We start from the raw sequence: 15316 nt of genomic DNA on the forward strand, positions 1-15316 counted from the left end.
TTGCTGCAGTGTTTCTCTTTCTTTTAAAGCCTCAATTACTACCTTGGCTTTAAAACTACCATCAAATTTCCTTCTAATTTTTCTCATGTTTTTTCCGACTATTTAAAGTTAATAATTTCAACTTAAATAGTGGTCTAGATTTTCAAGGGTATTATATCTATCATTTAATTCTAAAAAAATTAACGATGAAAAATATAGAAGTTGAAAAATCAAAAGCTTTTTTTATCGCAGAGATTATAGACTATATTCCCAATGCAGTGGTTGCAAAAACAATCATAAAGAAAACGACGGGTAGTGTGACCGCTATTTCCGTTGATGCGGGTGAAATCTTATCAAATTTAATTTCACCTTTTGATACCTTTATTCAGATCATCGAAGAACAGGCAGATATTATGATTGACGATCACCCATACATGGTGAAAAGCGGTCAATCTATTATTATTCCGGCTCATTCCAAAAAATTCTATTAAAGCAAATGAGCGATTTAAAATGATTTCTACCATCATTAAGAGTGGTTATGAATGACACTATTAAAAAACATTAATAATTAAAAAAAAATTCAATATTACAACGCCAGAGTTGATGCACAGGTTTATTTTGAAATTAAAAACGACGAAGAAAGTGTGAAGAGTTCAATTTATAATATAAACGATTATAAATATCAGATTGTAAATTTGGCACGAACAACCCTGAGAAATATTATCGGTACATTAACCTTAAAATCTGCCAACAGCGAACGTGGTAAAATAAATGCAGAACTCTACAGAACATTACTTACAGAAACGAGGAAGTGGGGAATTGAGGTGGTGAGAACAGAGTTAAAGGAAATTGATCCTCCAAAAGATGTTCAGGAAACCATGAACAAAGTCGTGAAAGCCGAAAATGAAAAAATTGCAGCGATCGATTATGCGACCGCTGCAGAAACGGTTGCAGATGGTGTAAAACGAGCAAAGATAAAAGAGGCGGAAGGAGTGAAACAAGCCAAAATATTACATGCTGAAGGTGAAGCAGAGGCAATAAAGTTGGTCAATGAATCTGCGGACAAATATTTTGTGGGCAACGCTCAAACTCTCAGAAAACTGGAAGCCGTGGAAAATGCACTGCAATCAAACGCCAAGATCGTAGTTCCGACCGGTAGTAAACTGGTTAATATTATTGGAGAAATGGCGGGACTTGTTCCTATTAGTAAAAGATCAAAGATGGATTAAGTGAATGACTAATTAGATTATTAATGCTCATTTAATTGGCATCGCAACTTATTTTCAAAAAATTAGATGACTTTTTTAATGATTTTGTTTCGGAATAATCATGGTAGATATGCTATGAACGATATTAAGAAGAATCTGTGAAATCTGTAATTATAAGGTATTTCTATTCAATATTTTCTTTCAAATTTTGCATAACTTTAATCGTTTTTTGGTGCATAAATAAATGCTACAAAACATAATAAAGAAATTAAAAAATGAAAATCGCTTTTGTAGCTACTTATCCACCAAGAGAATGCGGAATTGGTACTTTTACGCATAGTCTTGCTCAAGCCATGGAGAAAAATGGTAATGAAGATAATGAAATCATTGTTATCGCAATGCATGACGACCAGGAAACCTATGCATTTCCCCCTGAAGTAAAATTAACAATCCATCAGGAGCGACAAACTGATTATCTGAAAGCTGCGGATTTTATTAATAGAAGCGGCGCCGATATCTGTATTGTCGAACACGAATTTGGAATTTTCGGCGGACACAGTGGTGTATATATTTTGCCACTTTTGCATCGGTTGCATATTCCTTTGATTACAACTTTGCACACCATTCTCGAAAACCCCTCTTATACCGAAAAAGCTGTTCTGAAAAAGATAGCTGCATTGTCTGATAAATTGGTCGTGATGAGTAACAAAGCAGTTCAATTTCTTGAAAATATCTACGATGTTCCGCCAGAAAAAATTGTTCGCATAGAACATGGAGTTCCCGATATTCATTTTGATAAAGAGCAGTCGAGAACTGAATTAAAATTCGGTGATAAAAAACTGCTTTTAACCTTTGGCTTCGTTGGTCGCAACAAAGGAATTGAAACGGTGATCAAAGCCTTACCTCAAATTATAGAAAAGCATCCTGATGTTTTTTATGTGGTTGCAGGAAAAACGCATCCAAATGTGCTTAGATCAGCGGGAGAAGAATACCGAAATTATCTTCAAGTTCTTATCAAAAAATTAAAATTAAACGATCACGTTCTTCTCCTCAATGAATTTGTGGAAGAAAGAGAACTTTTTAAATACCTTTCCGCGTCTGATATTTATATTACACCCTACATCAATGAAGCTCAAATTACAAGCGGAACTCTAACTTATGCGATGGGTTCTGGTTGTGTTGTCGTTTCCACTCCATATTGGCATGCAGCAGAATTACTCACAGAAAATAGAGGATGCCTGTTTGATTTTAAAGATGAAAATGGATTGGCAAAAGTCCTAAATGAATTATTTGATCATCCGGATTTGATGAAGACTATTCAGCAAAAAGCGGAGGAATATGGTCAAGATATTATCTGGCCAAAGATTGGGGAGAGATACTTAGAACTTGCTGAAAAACTCGTATCTGCTCCTGCAAAACCAGAACCTAAAAAGGAAACCGATATCGACCCTTTGTTGTTGCCCCCGTTTTCATTGACGCATATTAAAAGATTGACTGATGATACCGGAATTATTCAGCACGCAAAATTTGGAATTCCTAATTTAAAAGAAGGGTATTGTTTGGATGATAATGCAAGAGCACTGCTTATGGTTTCTATGGCTTATAAACAGAAAAAAAATGCAGTTGCTTTAGAGTTAATGCCTGTTTACCTGAGTTACATTCATTATATGCAAAATAAGGATGGGACTTTCCGGAATTTTCTGAGTTTCAACCGCAATTTTCTCGATGAGGTTGGCTCTGAAGATTCTTTTGGAAGAACCATCTGGAGTCTTGGTTATTTGATGCAAAACGCTCCAAACGATGCATATTACCAAATGGCAAGATTGGTTTTTTTTGAGGCTTTACCCAATTTTGAAAAAATGAAATCAATCAGAGGTATTGCCAATACAATGATTGGGATAAGCTATTATCTTAAAATAAATCCTGATGATCTAGATGTAAAAATGATTTTACAAAGAATGACGGAAATTCTCGTTTTACATTTCGAGCAAAACAAATCAGAGAACTGGGATTGGTTTGAATCACTTTTAGCTTATGACAATGGTATTTTACCATTGGCTTTGCTTCACGCTTCCCACATTTTAGAAAATAAGAAAGTAGAAGATATTGCAATCGAATCGATGAATTTTTTAACTTCACATACTCTGAAAGATGGATACTTGTCGGTAATCGGAAACAAACAGTGGTTCGTAAAAGATCAAGAAAGATCTATTTATGCTCAACAGCCGATTGATGCAATGGCAATGGTGCTGATGTACCACCAAGCTTTTGTACTCACAGCAAAAAGAGAATATTTAGAAAAACTTTTCACTTCCTACATGTGGTTTTTGGGCGAAAATGATCTTCGTTTAAGTTTATATGATTTCGAAACTAAAGGGTGCTGCGACGGTTTTGAAGATTATGGCATCAATCGAAATCAAGGAGCTGAAAGTTCTTTGGCTTACCTTATTTCGCATCTCACGGTATTATGTGCTTACGAAGAATCTTACCATTTCCGCAATCTAAATAAATTAAGCGATTTAAGCGACAAAACGTGTTAATATAAATTGAAGTGGAGATCATCACAAAATAATTGATGAAGACCCAGTTAATTATCTAAAGTATTTTTGTGGCTATTTAATTATTCTTCAAACCTTCAAATAGTGCCGCCATCTCCACTACTGCATAAGTGGTAGAATAATCAGAAACCGCATAAGGCAAAATCAGATGGTTGTTGTGAATAATGGAACCACAGGAATACACTACATTTGGAACATATCCTTCCCTCTCATTTTCTAAAGGCATGAGAAGCGGTTCTTTTAATCGCCCAATTACTTTGGTCGGATCATCCAGATCCAATAGCGATGCACCAATGCAATAACGTCGCATCGGACCTACTCCGTGTGTGATGATCAACCATCCTTCTTCGGTCCATATCGGCGATCCACAATTTCCTATTTTCGAAAATTCCCAAGGATATTTTGGTTTCTGAAGAAGAATAGGATTATCCCAAAGGGTATTTCTATCAGAGAACATGATATAGTTATTAACTCCATCTATTCTAGAAAGCATGGCATATTGACCTTTAATTTTTTTAGGGAAAAATGCCAGATTTTTACCCATTGCACCTTTTCCTCTCAAAGGCATAATTCGGAATGTGCAAAAATCTTCCGTCGAAAGAAACTTTGGTAAAATCGTATGACCGTTATAAGCAGTATAGGTTGCATAAAACTTCACGGTGCCATCATCGTCGGTAAAGCGAACAAAACGGGCATCTTCTATTCCATTACTTTCTGATTCTGAAATGGGGAAAATTACGCGTTCACTGATGTCTGAATCTTTATGAAACTCAATATCGTAGTAAGACTCTAATAACCAGGCAATTTCTTCGAAAGCAATTCTTCTGTCAGTACTGATACTAGGATCTTTCAAGGTATTATCTACAGCCTCCTTTAAAACTAAATATTCAAAATGATCTGGGAGATTTTCTACAATAGCACCGAAATACTTATCGGAAATATTCATCTCCTGCATTTTTTTTATAAATCTTCCTTTGTGGTAAGATGTTTTTTGCAATACTTCAGCAATATCCATTGATTTTCCAATACTCATCATGTGAAGATCATTGTTTTTATCGAGTATCGCTCTTCTAAACACAATAGATGAAATATGTCCTTCACCTGTGGCTCTAAATGAAATAATTACGCGCATTTCTCCTTCCTCCAAATAAGTTTGATCAACATCTGGAATGATTGAAGGATTAAAAAAAGCCGTTGATTCAAGAGAATATTCCATGGTAAGATAAGAGCCGATAAGCAGTTTACGCTCTTCTGATATTCCATCAACATTGATCTGCATTTGATCAATAATTCCTTTGGCGTTATGATAATGATTCATAAAAAGGCGAGTAATATGACGATGACGATAAGCAAACTCCCGTAATGTCTGGTTTAAAGCGACATGAACTTCATTTTCGCTCATCGCAAAAACCAATGCTATCGTATCTTTAGTTTCGGCTTCACCATTCATAAAATAGCGTGCAATTACCCTGCTGGAATCAGGTAGAAAATGTAATTTTTTTCGTGTTACGGGAACTCTCATTTCATTGAATTTGAATATGTAAGGTACAACGAAGAAAAAAAAAATAATAAAGTTTAACGATAAAATTATGTTAAACTTTAAAGAAAAAAAAGCAATAAATCACTAAATTAAACTTAAATAAATCACTAAATTATATAATGATTATCAGTAAAGTTTTAGCGCAAAACATCTTACCAGAAAAATAAATTTTTGAAAAAATACGTAGTTTTACGTATTGTGTACTACTAAATTCATATCGACTTTTGCACAGATAAAATTTGGATTATTTACCACTTCTTCTCCAAACAAAGTTTATATATTTCATATTTTATAGGTTCTAAAAACACACAAATTAAGCCTTGCTTGTTGAATTAAAAAAAATTATTTTATTAACACAAATGATGATAAATTTTTTTAATTGAAGAACGCATTTCTGCTTAGTTTACTGCCATTTCATATAATATGCTCATTTTCAAATAGGCGGGAAGTGCTATTTTTTAATAAATCGTTTTAAATCTACTTCTGGTATCAATTTTTTTCCATTTTCAATATGCTCGTAAAGTTCTCGGGAAAAATAACATCCATTCAAAATTCCGCGTGCTCCTAAACCGTTGTAAATAAAATAATTTTCGTGTTCTGGATGATTTCCTAAAATCGGACGACGATCTTTCACCGTTGGTCGAAAACCATAATTGATTTCTTCAACCTCGAAATCGTGAGGATAAAATTCCTGTAATCCAACAATGAGTTCTTCCCGTTTGAATTCATCAATCTCATCTTCTCTTTCGTTAGGATCATAAGTTCCGCCATAATAATAAACGTCTTCATTTAAAGGAAACAGAAAATGTTTTTTCTTTAAAGTATATTGATGATCTAATTTCACAGAAAGTCTTACTTTTAAATGATGTCCCTTGTTTGGAATTACCTGAATATCATTAAAATAAGGATTCGCTCTCACTCCCATTCCTTCGCAGAAAACAAGATTTTTAAAAGTAAAATCTTTGTAGGTATTTTCAGAAAGCTGTGAATAATCAAATTGTTCTTGAATGAGCTGATTATTCACTTTAAAGTAATCGAAAAAATCCTTAAAAAAAGCATCTACATCTAAACGCGCCGATTTTTTTACAGAACCAGTTCCGAACGGATTTTTTATAGTTTCTAAAGTTTCAAAATAAGAATTTAGAAATGGCCCTAATTCATCAGTTTCGGTTTTGCTCAACCATAACTCTTTTTCCTTTTCATCATGAAAAATACGATGAATATTTTCATTGATCAAATAATTTTTTCTTGTATAAGTTTCAATTTCCGACATTGTTTTTGCGAGAAAATCAATCTGCTCTTCAGCGAGCCAAAAAGTAGTAAACTTTTTTAAAACCACAGGATTTATAACTCCTGCGGAAACTTTGGAAGCTCCTTTTCGATCTCCGGAAAATAGAACAAAAGATTTGTTATGAGCAATCAACTGATGCGCAAAAAAGATTCCTGCGTAACCACCACCAACAATTATATAATCAACATTTTTCATTTTCATTATTCTAAAATTTAAGACAAAAAAACCTGAGTAAAAATACTCAGGTTTTGTGATATTTTCAAGTGAAATTTAGTAATTCCACATGTCATTTTCCATTTGAAGAATCTGTGCTTTGATCGCTTCACTTTCCTCTAATTGACCATCGGCATCTTTCGGAATATAATCCTTGATAACACCGTTTCCTAAACCATTGTCTGATTTATAAATAATGGTAGAAAATCGTCTGGCGTTCAATAAATCATCAAAAGAAATATCTGAAGAAAGATTTTTATTATTGAAAGCAATCGAATTTGCTAAGACTTCTCTCGCATCCGGATAATAAACCCAGAACAAATCGATCAATTCATCTTTTGAAGCCAAAGGTCTTCCGTCTGGCCCAAATTGACCCATAGTAGATGGATCTGGACCCATTGCAGCTATTCCTAACAATCTGTATTTCATCTGACTGTCTCTGCGATCGATGTACCACATTCCTTTAATCTTCAAAACTTTTACAGTTTCGGTTTTGGTTTCGTATACGTTGATGAATTCTTTCTTTTGTTCCTCCGTCAACACTCCGTTATTAGCATTCATGGCATCAGTTCCGGCATTACTCATCACTTCATTCTTGATTCTAGCCTGAATCGCTTCCGGACTTAATCTTACAGTGAAAAGCTCGTCATCATACACTTCTTTAATTTTACCATTATTAATGGCATCAAATAAAATTTGATAAAGCGATTTATTCTGCGAAACAATTCCATCTTCATTATGGTAATACGGCTGATTGATTTTATCGTTCATATCAATAATTTCCCAAACCACCATACTTTTTAAGATGTCTTTATCTTCGATAAAACCATATTTAAGCGGCGTAACTTTGGTAGAAACCATAGAATCACCTTGCTTTATCATACCGAGTTCTCTGAATTTTCTGAAAGACTCCGGAGATTTCGCATTTAAAATAGACATCGAATTAATAGGCTCTTCTGGTACCTCAGGAATAGCGGGAGTTGCGTAAGCGTTAACTAACGAATCAATGTTACCCATATTTTGTCCTGCATCAGGTTTTGCCGCAACAGTCTTTGTCGTTCTTGCTTTCTTTTTCTTAACCGTCTTCTTTTTCTTTTGGGCATTTAACCCTAGAAAACTTAAAGCTAATAACAGAAATAGTATCTTTCTCATCTTTCTGGAAAATTATATATATGATTTTTAAACGTAATTATTGTACGTTTATTACAACAGGCGGAATTTGTTTTAATGCTTGATTACCTAAACCAGTTGCTGTTGCATTAATATTAAATACATAAGCAATATCACCGTTACGCAATCCTTTTGTTAAATTACCAACTGAATTTAATGAATTTCCGTTGATTAACATTCCAGCTTTTCCTGGAACTTTAAACATAAAACTGTTTACTGTGAAGCTTACCGGGAAATCGAAATCTGGCATTACAACCGAAACCTTTTGGTTTGGAATTGAACTTGCAGGCATCGAAACCACAAAACTTCCCTGAATTTGACCAACAGGTGGTGGAACGTTTTTGATTCTGAAATCAAATGCTTGTGAAATTGTACCTCCTTTTGGATCTTTTCCAGAAATCGTTAATTTTACCGTAGAACCTGCTCCTGGAGTTACGGTCCATTTTCCTCCACTTCCACTAACAGAAGCTCCTGCTGCTGATAAGGAAATTCCTGACATATCTGCTCCTAAAATAGATCCTGAAATTGGATTTGGTAAACCTCGGTATAAAACATTCATTTTATCAGCAGTTACGATCGCTCCTTTTTGAGCTTTCAATTCCTGTGCTCCTGCAATTACTTTGTAGGTATGATTATATGTTAAAGGAATTTCTTTTCCGTTGACATCCTTGAAAGAAATAGTTCCTGCAAAGGTTTTATCACCCAAAGAACCTGTATCTAAATTACGGCTTCCCTGACCATTTTCAACTGTTAAACCAGGCATTGTTAAACCAGGTACGTTGCTGGAATAATTTCCAATTGCAACTTTACCTTGCGCAGCTTCACCTTGAATTACGATTGTTGGCGCAGAAACAATTGCTTGATAAGCATCAAATTTGATGTCTGCATCAATTTTTTCCTGAAGCATTATTGATAATGCATCACCTTGAATTCCTCTGGCAGAAGATTGAATTACTTCTAAATTAGACAATGCAGCAATTAACGGCTGATTATAGAACTTATATTGCACCCAATTTTTACCATTTCGCAATTGCTTGTATTCGGTAACCATTTGTTTGTTAGTTCTTGCAACCATCGCTTTCATCAAATTATTCGAACCAAAAGTCTGGTTGATATAACTTTTAAAAGCTTCGATTTTCGTTTTTAAATCTGCAGTTTTTTTCGAAGGTTTATTTTCGTCACCCGATATAAAAAAAACGTTGGTAGAAGGTTCTGTATTATTTAATGCTGCGAAACTTTCCTGAATATCTTGCTGATTTTTGTCGTATTCAGCGCCTTTACTCAACTCAGTTTTCAAAGTTTCTATACTTTGAACCAAATCATCAGCTTTTGCTTCTAAACCTTTATAATTATTTAAAGGAGCCGCAAAACTATCGGGAGTATTCGCCGCTTTTGCTATTAAAGTCTGCTTGAATATTGAATTATTATTCTCTGTTAGTGCTCTTGTTTCTTCCAAAGAACCGGTGGTATCTTTGTAAGACCTGATGATTTCTTGGTCAATCTGCATTGCAAGCATTGCAATGAAAACCAGATACATCAAGTTGATCATCTTCTGACGAGGCGTCTGTTTTCCTTGTGCCATTTCTTTAGTAAATTTTGTTAATAATTAAATTTTAAATATAAATGGTTAGAAAACTATGATTTCATCGCGCTAAGCATTCCGCCGTAAACTCTATTAAGACTGTTAAGGTTAGAAGTTAATCCAGATAATTCATCGTTGAATTTTTCTGAATGAGCAGCAGATTTCTGCATATCTTCTACATACTTCTTGCTGTATTCAGTTTGTGTTTTACCATGCTCTAATTGAAGTGCATATAATGCATTCATACTTTCAAGATGACTTGCAGCGAGCATTAACTGGTCGTTATATTTTTGAGTGGAACCTGTAACATCTACAGTTTGGTTAATCTGATCAACTGAAGTTGAAAATTTATCAATTCCTGTTCTTAATCTATCAAAAAGGCTTACATCTAGTTTAGCATCTGCCAACATTTTATCTAATTTATCAGACAAAGAATTTTCCAATTCTTTAACTTCTGCTGATTGAAAGCCTACTGTAGAATGCTTAGTACTTGCTGCATGAGAATCTAACAATTCTGGGTAAACATTTTCCCAAGCATAAGATTCTTCCGATTTTGGTGCATCGAATGCGAAGATGGTGAAAATGATCGCCTCCGTAATCAAACCTATTGCTAAGGTTACATTTCCAGTAAGAGGACCTAAATGCCAGTGAGTCATTTTGAATAGGGCTCCTAAAATTACGATTGCAGCTCCAATTGAGTAGATAAAGTTGTAAACTCCTTCTTTAGTTTTAAACATGTGTTATAAATTTGTTTTAGTTAATAATTATTATTTGTTTTTAAATGCTTTCTAGTTTGTTCTTTTTTTGAATTTCGCTGTTCCTTCAGGAATGTCTTGTACGGTTCTGAAACCGATATAACTTCTGGCAGAATCTTTTCTTTCGTAATCTCTAGCTCCGTTCATTAATAAATATCCTACATCTTTCCAAGAACCACCTCTTACCGTTTTTCTTACTTCTCTGTAAGCTTGGTTTGATAGATATGGATTTAATGTAGAAGCAAATTCGTAAGTAGAATTATTATAAGGAGATTCTGTCCACTCTGCTACATTTCCTGCCATATCAAATAATCCGAAACCGTTTTTCCCAAACTGTTTCACTGGAGCAGTATATGTATAAGTTCCTTTTTTTTCGTCTTCGATGTAATTACCTCTTTTTGGTTTGAAGTTGGCTAAATAACAGCCTCTATCATCCATTAAATATGGTCCACCCCAAGGATAAGTTGCATTTTCTTTTCCACCACGTGCAGCATATTCCCACTCAGCTTCCGTTGGAAGACGGAAAGCCATCGCTTTTTGTTTCTTCTTTTTAAGAGAGTCGTTATAATCTGATTTCAATTTTGATTTAAAATTACAATATGCTCTCGCTTGATCCCAAGTTACGCCAACAACAGGATAGTTTTTATAAGCACTGTGCCAAAAATAACCATCGTAAAGAGGTTCGTTATACGCATAGTTAAAATCTTTGATCCAAACCGTGGTATCAGGATAAACAGCGATACTTTCTTTTTTTAAATATTTTGCACCTCTTGATTTATCTTTAATGGCAGATTCTATATCTTCCCAATTGTAAGCATATTTCAATTTTCTAGCGTCAATAATTCTTTCATTATTAATTCTTTCCGCAGGTGGAATATAAACTGATTCTAAAATTTCAGCATATTGAGCATCGGGATATTCTGAAGTTTTCCAACGTAATGGAACACTCCAATCCAATTTTTTAGATTCGTTATAACCATCTCTTCCACCTTGACCCTCCATAAATTCTTGGTAAGGGGTTTTATTTTCTCCAGCTTTTTTTGATAAATAGGCAAAATCTCCAATAGAACCTCCGTCTCCAGCTGATCCACCATCACCGGCAGCTTCCGCTAGCAAAGAACGTACTATAGAGTCACGAACATAATTGATAAAAACGCGGTATTCTGCATTGGTAATCTCAGTTTCATCCATAAAGAAGGAAGAAACAGTTACCGTTTTAAGGCTGGCTTTTTCTGCCTGGTTGGTGAAATCCTGATCAGCAAGACCCATTACATAAGATCCGGCAGGAATTGCGACCATTCCGTACGGACGTTCTGCAACAAAAGATTTTGATTTGCTTCTTGGCACTAATTCTCCTTTAATACCTGGTTTTCCAGCGGTAGACTTGCCACCTTTGGAACAAGAGATGATAAAAGATGCGGATAGTAATATAAGAAATATTCTTTTCATTCTATTTATTGAAATTAAGCGGTAAATATATAATTTTTTGGAAAAACAATTATGATTTTTTTTCCAAAACGAAAAAATGTTTGAATTATTTTATAAAAATTAACATTATTTTTATTCTACGGTAACAGATTTTGCGAGATTTCTAGGTTGATCCACATTTGCACCTCTGTAAACTGCAATGTAATAAGCCAATAACTGCAACGGTATAGAAGCAATAATTGGAGAAAAACATTCTGAAGTTTCTGGGAACTCAATCACAAAATCTGCAACAGATGCTACTTGTGTATCACCCTTGTTCACCAATGCGATAATTCTTCCTTTTCTAGCCTTAATTTCCTGCACATTGCTCACGATTTTATCATAGTGACCCTGCTTCGGTGCAATGATTACAATTGGCATATTTTCGTCGATCAACGCAATTGGACCATGCTTCATTTCTGCTGCAGGATATCCTTCTGCGTGGATGTATGAGATCTCTTTTAATTTAAGAGCACCTTCCAAAGCTGCAGGGAAATTATAACCTCTTCCTAAATAAAGGAAATTTTGAGCGCCAATAAAATGTTTTGCAATTTCTTTAACATGTTCGTGAGTACTTTCTAATACTTCTTCCACTTTTTTCGGAAGGGCATCAAGCTCAGTAATCAATTTCATGAATTCCTGATTGCTCAAATGACCGTTGTGCTTTCCTAATTTTAATGCAATTAAAGAAAGGACAGTCAACTGGGAAGTAAATGCTTTTGTAGAAGCTACGCCGATCTCCGGTCCTGCATGGGTATAAGAACCTGCATCTGTAATTCGAGAAATTGAAGAATCTACAACGTTACAAATCCCATAAACAAATGCACCTTTTTCTTTGGCCATTTTTATTGCAGCCATTGTATCTGCAGTTTCTCCAGACTGGGAAATTGCAATTACAATGTCCTTATCAGTAATAATCGGGTTTCTGTAACGGAATTCTGAAGCATATTCAACCTCAACAGGAATTCTCGCAAATTCTTCGATTAAATATTCGCCGATTAAACCGGCATGCCAGGAAGTTCCACAAGCAATTATCGTAATTTTCTGTGCCTGATTTAATCTTTCGAGGTGATCCCAGATTCCGGCCATTTTGATGATGCCTTCCTCTACCAGTAATCTTCCTCTTAAAGTATCATGAATCGATTTTGGCTGTTCGAAAATTTCTTTCAGCATAAAATGTTCGTAACCTCCTTTTTCAATTTGCTCCAAACTCAGTTTTAATTGCTGAACTTCTGGAGTAATCTTCACATTGTCTTTAATATTTCGAATATCAACGCCATTTTTCAGGGAAATAGTCGCCATGTGACCTTCTTCTAAATAAACAGCTTCCTTAGTAAACTCTACAAAAGGAGAAGCATCTGAAGCAATAAAATATTCGCTATTTCCTAAACCAATTGCCAATGGAGAACCTAATCTCGCAACCACTAATACGCCCGGAAAATCTTCGTGCATTACCGTAATCGCGTAAGCTCCATATACTTCATTTAAAGCATATCTCACTGCAGTAGGGAAATCAATATCGGTATTAATGTCCATAAAATACTGAATAAGATTTACCAAAACTTCGGTATCGGTTTCTGAATGAAAAACGAAACCTTTCTCAGTAAGCATAATTTTAATCGTATCGTAATTTTCGATAATCCCGTTGTGAACTATGGCAATTTTACCATTGTTTGAAAGATGTGGGTGAGAATTTCGATCGCTGGGAACGCCATGAGTTGCCCATCTTGTATGACCCATTCCAACATGCGATTTGCCTATAAGATTTTTTGATATCGCTACTAAATCTTCAACTTTTCCCTTGGTTTTCGCTACGTCAAAGTTTGATCCTTGTTCTAAAACTATACCTGCACTGTCATAACCTCTATATTCTAATCTCCGAAGTCCGTTTATAACTACTTCATATGCATCCTGAAATCCAGTATATCCTACAATACCACACATAAATTTTATTCTTTAATTATTACTATTACTTTTTACCGTAGGTCAAAATCAACTTAGGACTTTGAACGTTATTGGCTTCTGTTCCTATAAACACTGCTCTAAATGGGGTAAAAGATCTTGAATTAAAATTCTGCTGACCTAATGATTTATACTGTATTCCTAACAAATTACCGTTTGCATCTGTCGTATAATTACCAACATTTAAGATAAGGTCATTATTCTTCGATTCGGTTTCAATAATATTCTTGAACGTTTGTGTAATTCCTATGTCATAATACGCAGGATTTTTGTCTAAGTCATAAGCTTTAACCAGATTATAATTTCCAGTATATGCCAAAGCGCTAATGTCTGTAAGGAAATCTTTAAGGTACTGAGCTTCCCCAGTAAGACTTAAATCTCGCTGTCTCACAACGAAAGTAATCGGTTTTCTGTAAGAGTTGTTCCAATTAACTGCATCCGTATAAATCCTGATTTTTGCTGAAATAATTCCAATCTTATCGTTTTTATACATCGCTTTGATCGCATCTACAGTTGCAAGAGGAACTCGAAGACCTATTCCTGGACCACCCATTCCCTGTGCGTAAATTCTTGAATCTCCAGTCACTTCATTCGATGAAGCCAAAGCAGTTTCAGAAGGCGTTCCCGCTCTTACGAAATCGATTTGACTAAAATGAGTATTCGATGAACCTACATCCATCGGATAAACCATCTGCTCACGAGTTGTTGTTGTACCATCAACTTTATCCTTTTTGTAGTACAGATTAATGACCATTGAATTGGGGTCGAAATTGAAAATATACCCATCGTTTTCATCAACAGAAATTTTCAAACCTTTAAAATATCTTATAAATGAAGCTGCATCAGTAAGTTCTGGCGCAGTACCTTTAGTAATGATTTTATTCTGAAAAAATGCAGAATCCATTGGGATTCTTATTGTGGCATCTCTTTGAAAAAGAACACTGTTATCTGTTTTTTTTGTAATTACTATCGAATTAACATCTCCTTTGAAAACCTTGGAACCAATAACACTACCTGTACCAACGATTTTGTTTGATCTAATTTGATCAGTATTCCCGCCAAGAAAATCTGTTACTTCACGCACTTTTATATTAAAAGTAGTTTTAGTACCACCAAGCTTAGCTTTACCGTATTTGGTTACCGGATAATTATTGACCACTTTTTTTGCCTCAACCGCTCCTATTGGATAAATATAGGTTTCATCAGTGGTTGTCGTTATTGAATCTGCTGCATATAATGGTTTTATGACCAAAACTGCAGAATCTATAATCGGATTTACCCCAAAATTTGGTGCATAAGAACTTAAACGAACCTGCGTAACAAAAGCTGATTTCTGCAACCCAAACTGTGATTCGCTAAAAGCACCAAGAGTAGCACTATTAAGACGAACAGCATCAGTTCGGATCGTATCACCGTTCTTTGCATTATAAGCAATAACAGGATACAAAGTTTCTGTTCCTTGTGCACCGTTCTGAAAAAATTGTGAACCAAGTTGATCTGGATCAGGTTCACAATTCCACAAAATTAAACTCCCAATCACCAATGTTGCGGTAATTTTGAATAATTTTTGAATATTATTTATCATTAAAAA

Annotated in this window: 11 protein-coding genes; 3 read left to right on the forward strand and 8 right to left on the reverse strand. The window is 34.8% G+C overall.

From position 1 onward, the window contains the following. Positions 1 to 185: 185 nt before the first annotated feature. The 3 genes from OA86_RS07620 to OA86_RS07630 all read left to right on the forward strand — a co-directional run bounded on the left by OA86_RS07620 (position 186) and on the right by OA86_RS07630 (position 3727). On the forward strand, positions 186 to 470 hold the full coding sequence (locus OA86_RS07620; protein WP_246008046.1) for a cupin domain-containing protein: 285 nt from the start codon (positions 186 to 188) through the stop codon (positions 468 to 470). Between the two features lie 87 nt (positions 471 to 557). Further along, positions 558 to 1208: an SPFH domain-containing protein gene (locus OA86_RS07625; protein ID WP_052257443.1), complete on the forward strand. Its 651-nt coding sequence runs from the start codon at positions 558 to 560 to the stop codon at positions 1206 to 1208. A 254-nt stretch (positions 1209 to 1462) separates the two neighbouring features. Beyond that, positions 1463 to 3727: a glycosyltransferase family 4 protein gene (locus tag OA86_RS07630; protein WP_039351320.1), complete on the forward strand. Its 2265-nt coding sequence runs from the start codon at positions 1463 to 1465 to the stop codon at positions 3725 to 3727. A 76-nt stretch (positions 3728 to 3803) separates the two neighbouring features. Here the strand turns inward: OA86_RS07630 and OA86_RS07635 are convergent, their stop codons facing one another. From OA86_RS07635 to OA86_RS07670, 8 genes are all read right to left on the reverse strand, one after another. Next, positions 3804 to 5267 carry a glycoside hydrolase family 130 protein gene (locus OA86_RS07635; protein WP_039351323.1) on the reverse strand — a complete coding sequence of 488 codons (1464 nt, stop codon included), beginning with the start codon at positions 5265 to 5267 and terminating at the stop codon, positions 3804 to 3806. 469 nt (positions 5268 to 5736) lie between these two features. After that, positions 5737 to 6771, reverse strand: coding sequence for an NAD(P)/FAD-dependent oxidoreductase (locus tag OA86_RS07640; protein ID WP_039351774.1), 1035 nt, complete (start codon positions 6769 to 6771; stop codon positions 5737 to 5739). Between the two features lie 75 nt (positions 6772 to 6846). Beyond that, a complete protein-coding gene (gene porN, locus OA86_RS07645; protein ID WP_052257459.1) occupies positions 6847 to 7728 on the reverse strand; it encodes a type IX secretion system ring subunit PorN/GldN in 882 nt (293 codons plus the stop codon). A 250-nt stretch (positions 7729 to 7978) separates the two neighbouring features. Next, positions 7979 to 9541: a type IX secretion system motor protein PorM/GldM gene (gene porM / locus OA86_RS07650; protein ID WP_039351326.1), complete on the reverse strand. Its 1563-nt coding sequence runs from the start codon at positions 9539 to 9541 to the stop codon at positions 7979 to 7981. Positions 9542 to 9594: 53 nt separating this feature from the next. Then, positions 9595 to 10278, reverse strand: coding sequence for a type IX secretion system motor protein PorL/GldL (gene porL, locus OA86_RS07655; protein ID WP_039351329.1), 684 nt, complete (start codon positions 10276 to 10278; stop codon positions 9595 to 9597). Between the two features lie 51 nt (positions 10279 to 10329). Then, entirely contained in the window at positions 10330 to 11745 is a 1416-nt protein-coding gene (porK, locus tag OA86_RS07660) for a T9SS ring complex lipoprotein PorK/GldK (protein ID WP_039351332.1), read from the reverse strand. A gap of 111 nt (positions 11746 to 11856) precedes the next feature. Continuing rightward, positions 11857 to 13707: a glutamine--fructose-6-phosphate transaminase (isomerizing) gene (gene glmS / locus OA86_RS07665; RefSeq protein ID WP_039351334.1), complete on the reverse strand. Its 1851-nt coding sequence runs from the start codon at positions 13705 to 13707 to the stop codon at positions 11857 to 11859. 25 nt (positions 13708 to 13732) lie between these two features. After that, entirely contained in the window at positions 13733 to 15310 is a 1578-nt protein-coding gene (locus tag OA86_RS07670; protein WP_039351337.1) for a DUF4270 family protein, read from the reverse strand. Between the last annotated feature and the right edge of the window lie 6 nt (positions 15311 to 15316).

Source organism: Kaistella jeonii, assembly GCF_000812865.1.
GTDB lineage: Bacteria > Bacteroidota > Bacteroidia > Flavobacteriales > Weeksellaceae > Kaistella > Kaistella jeonii.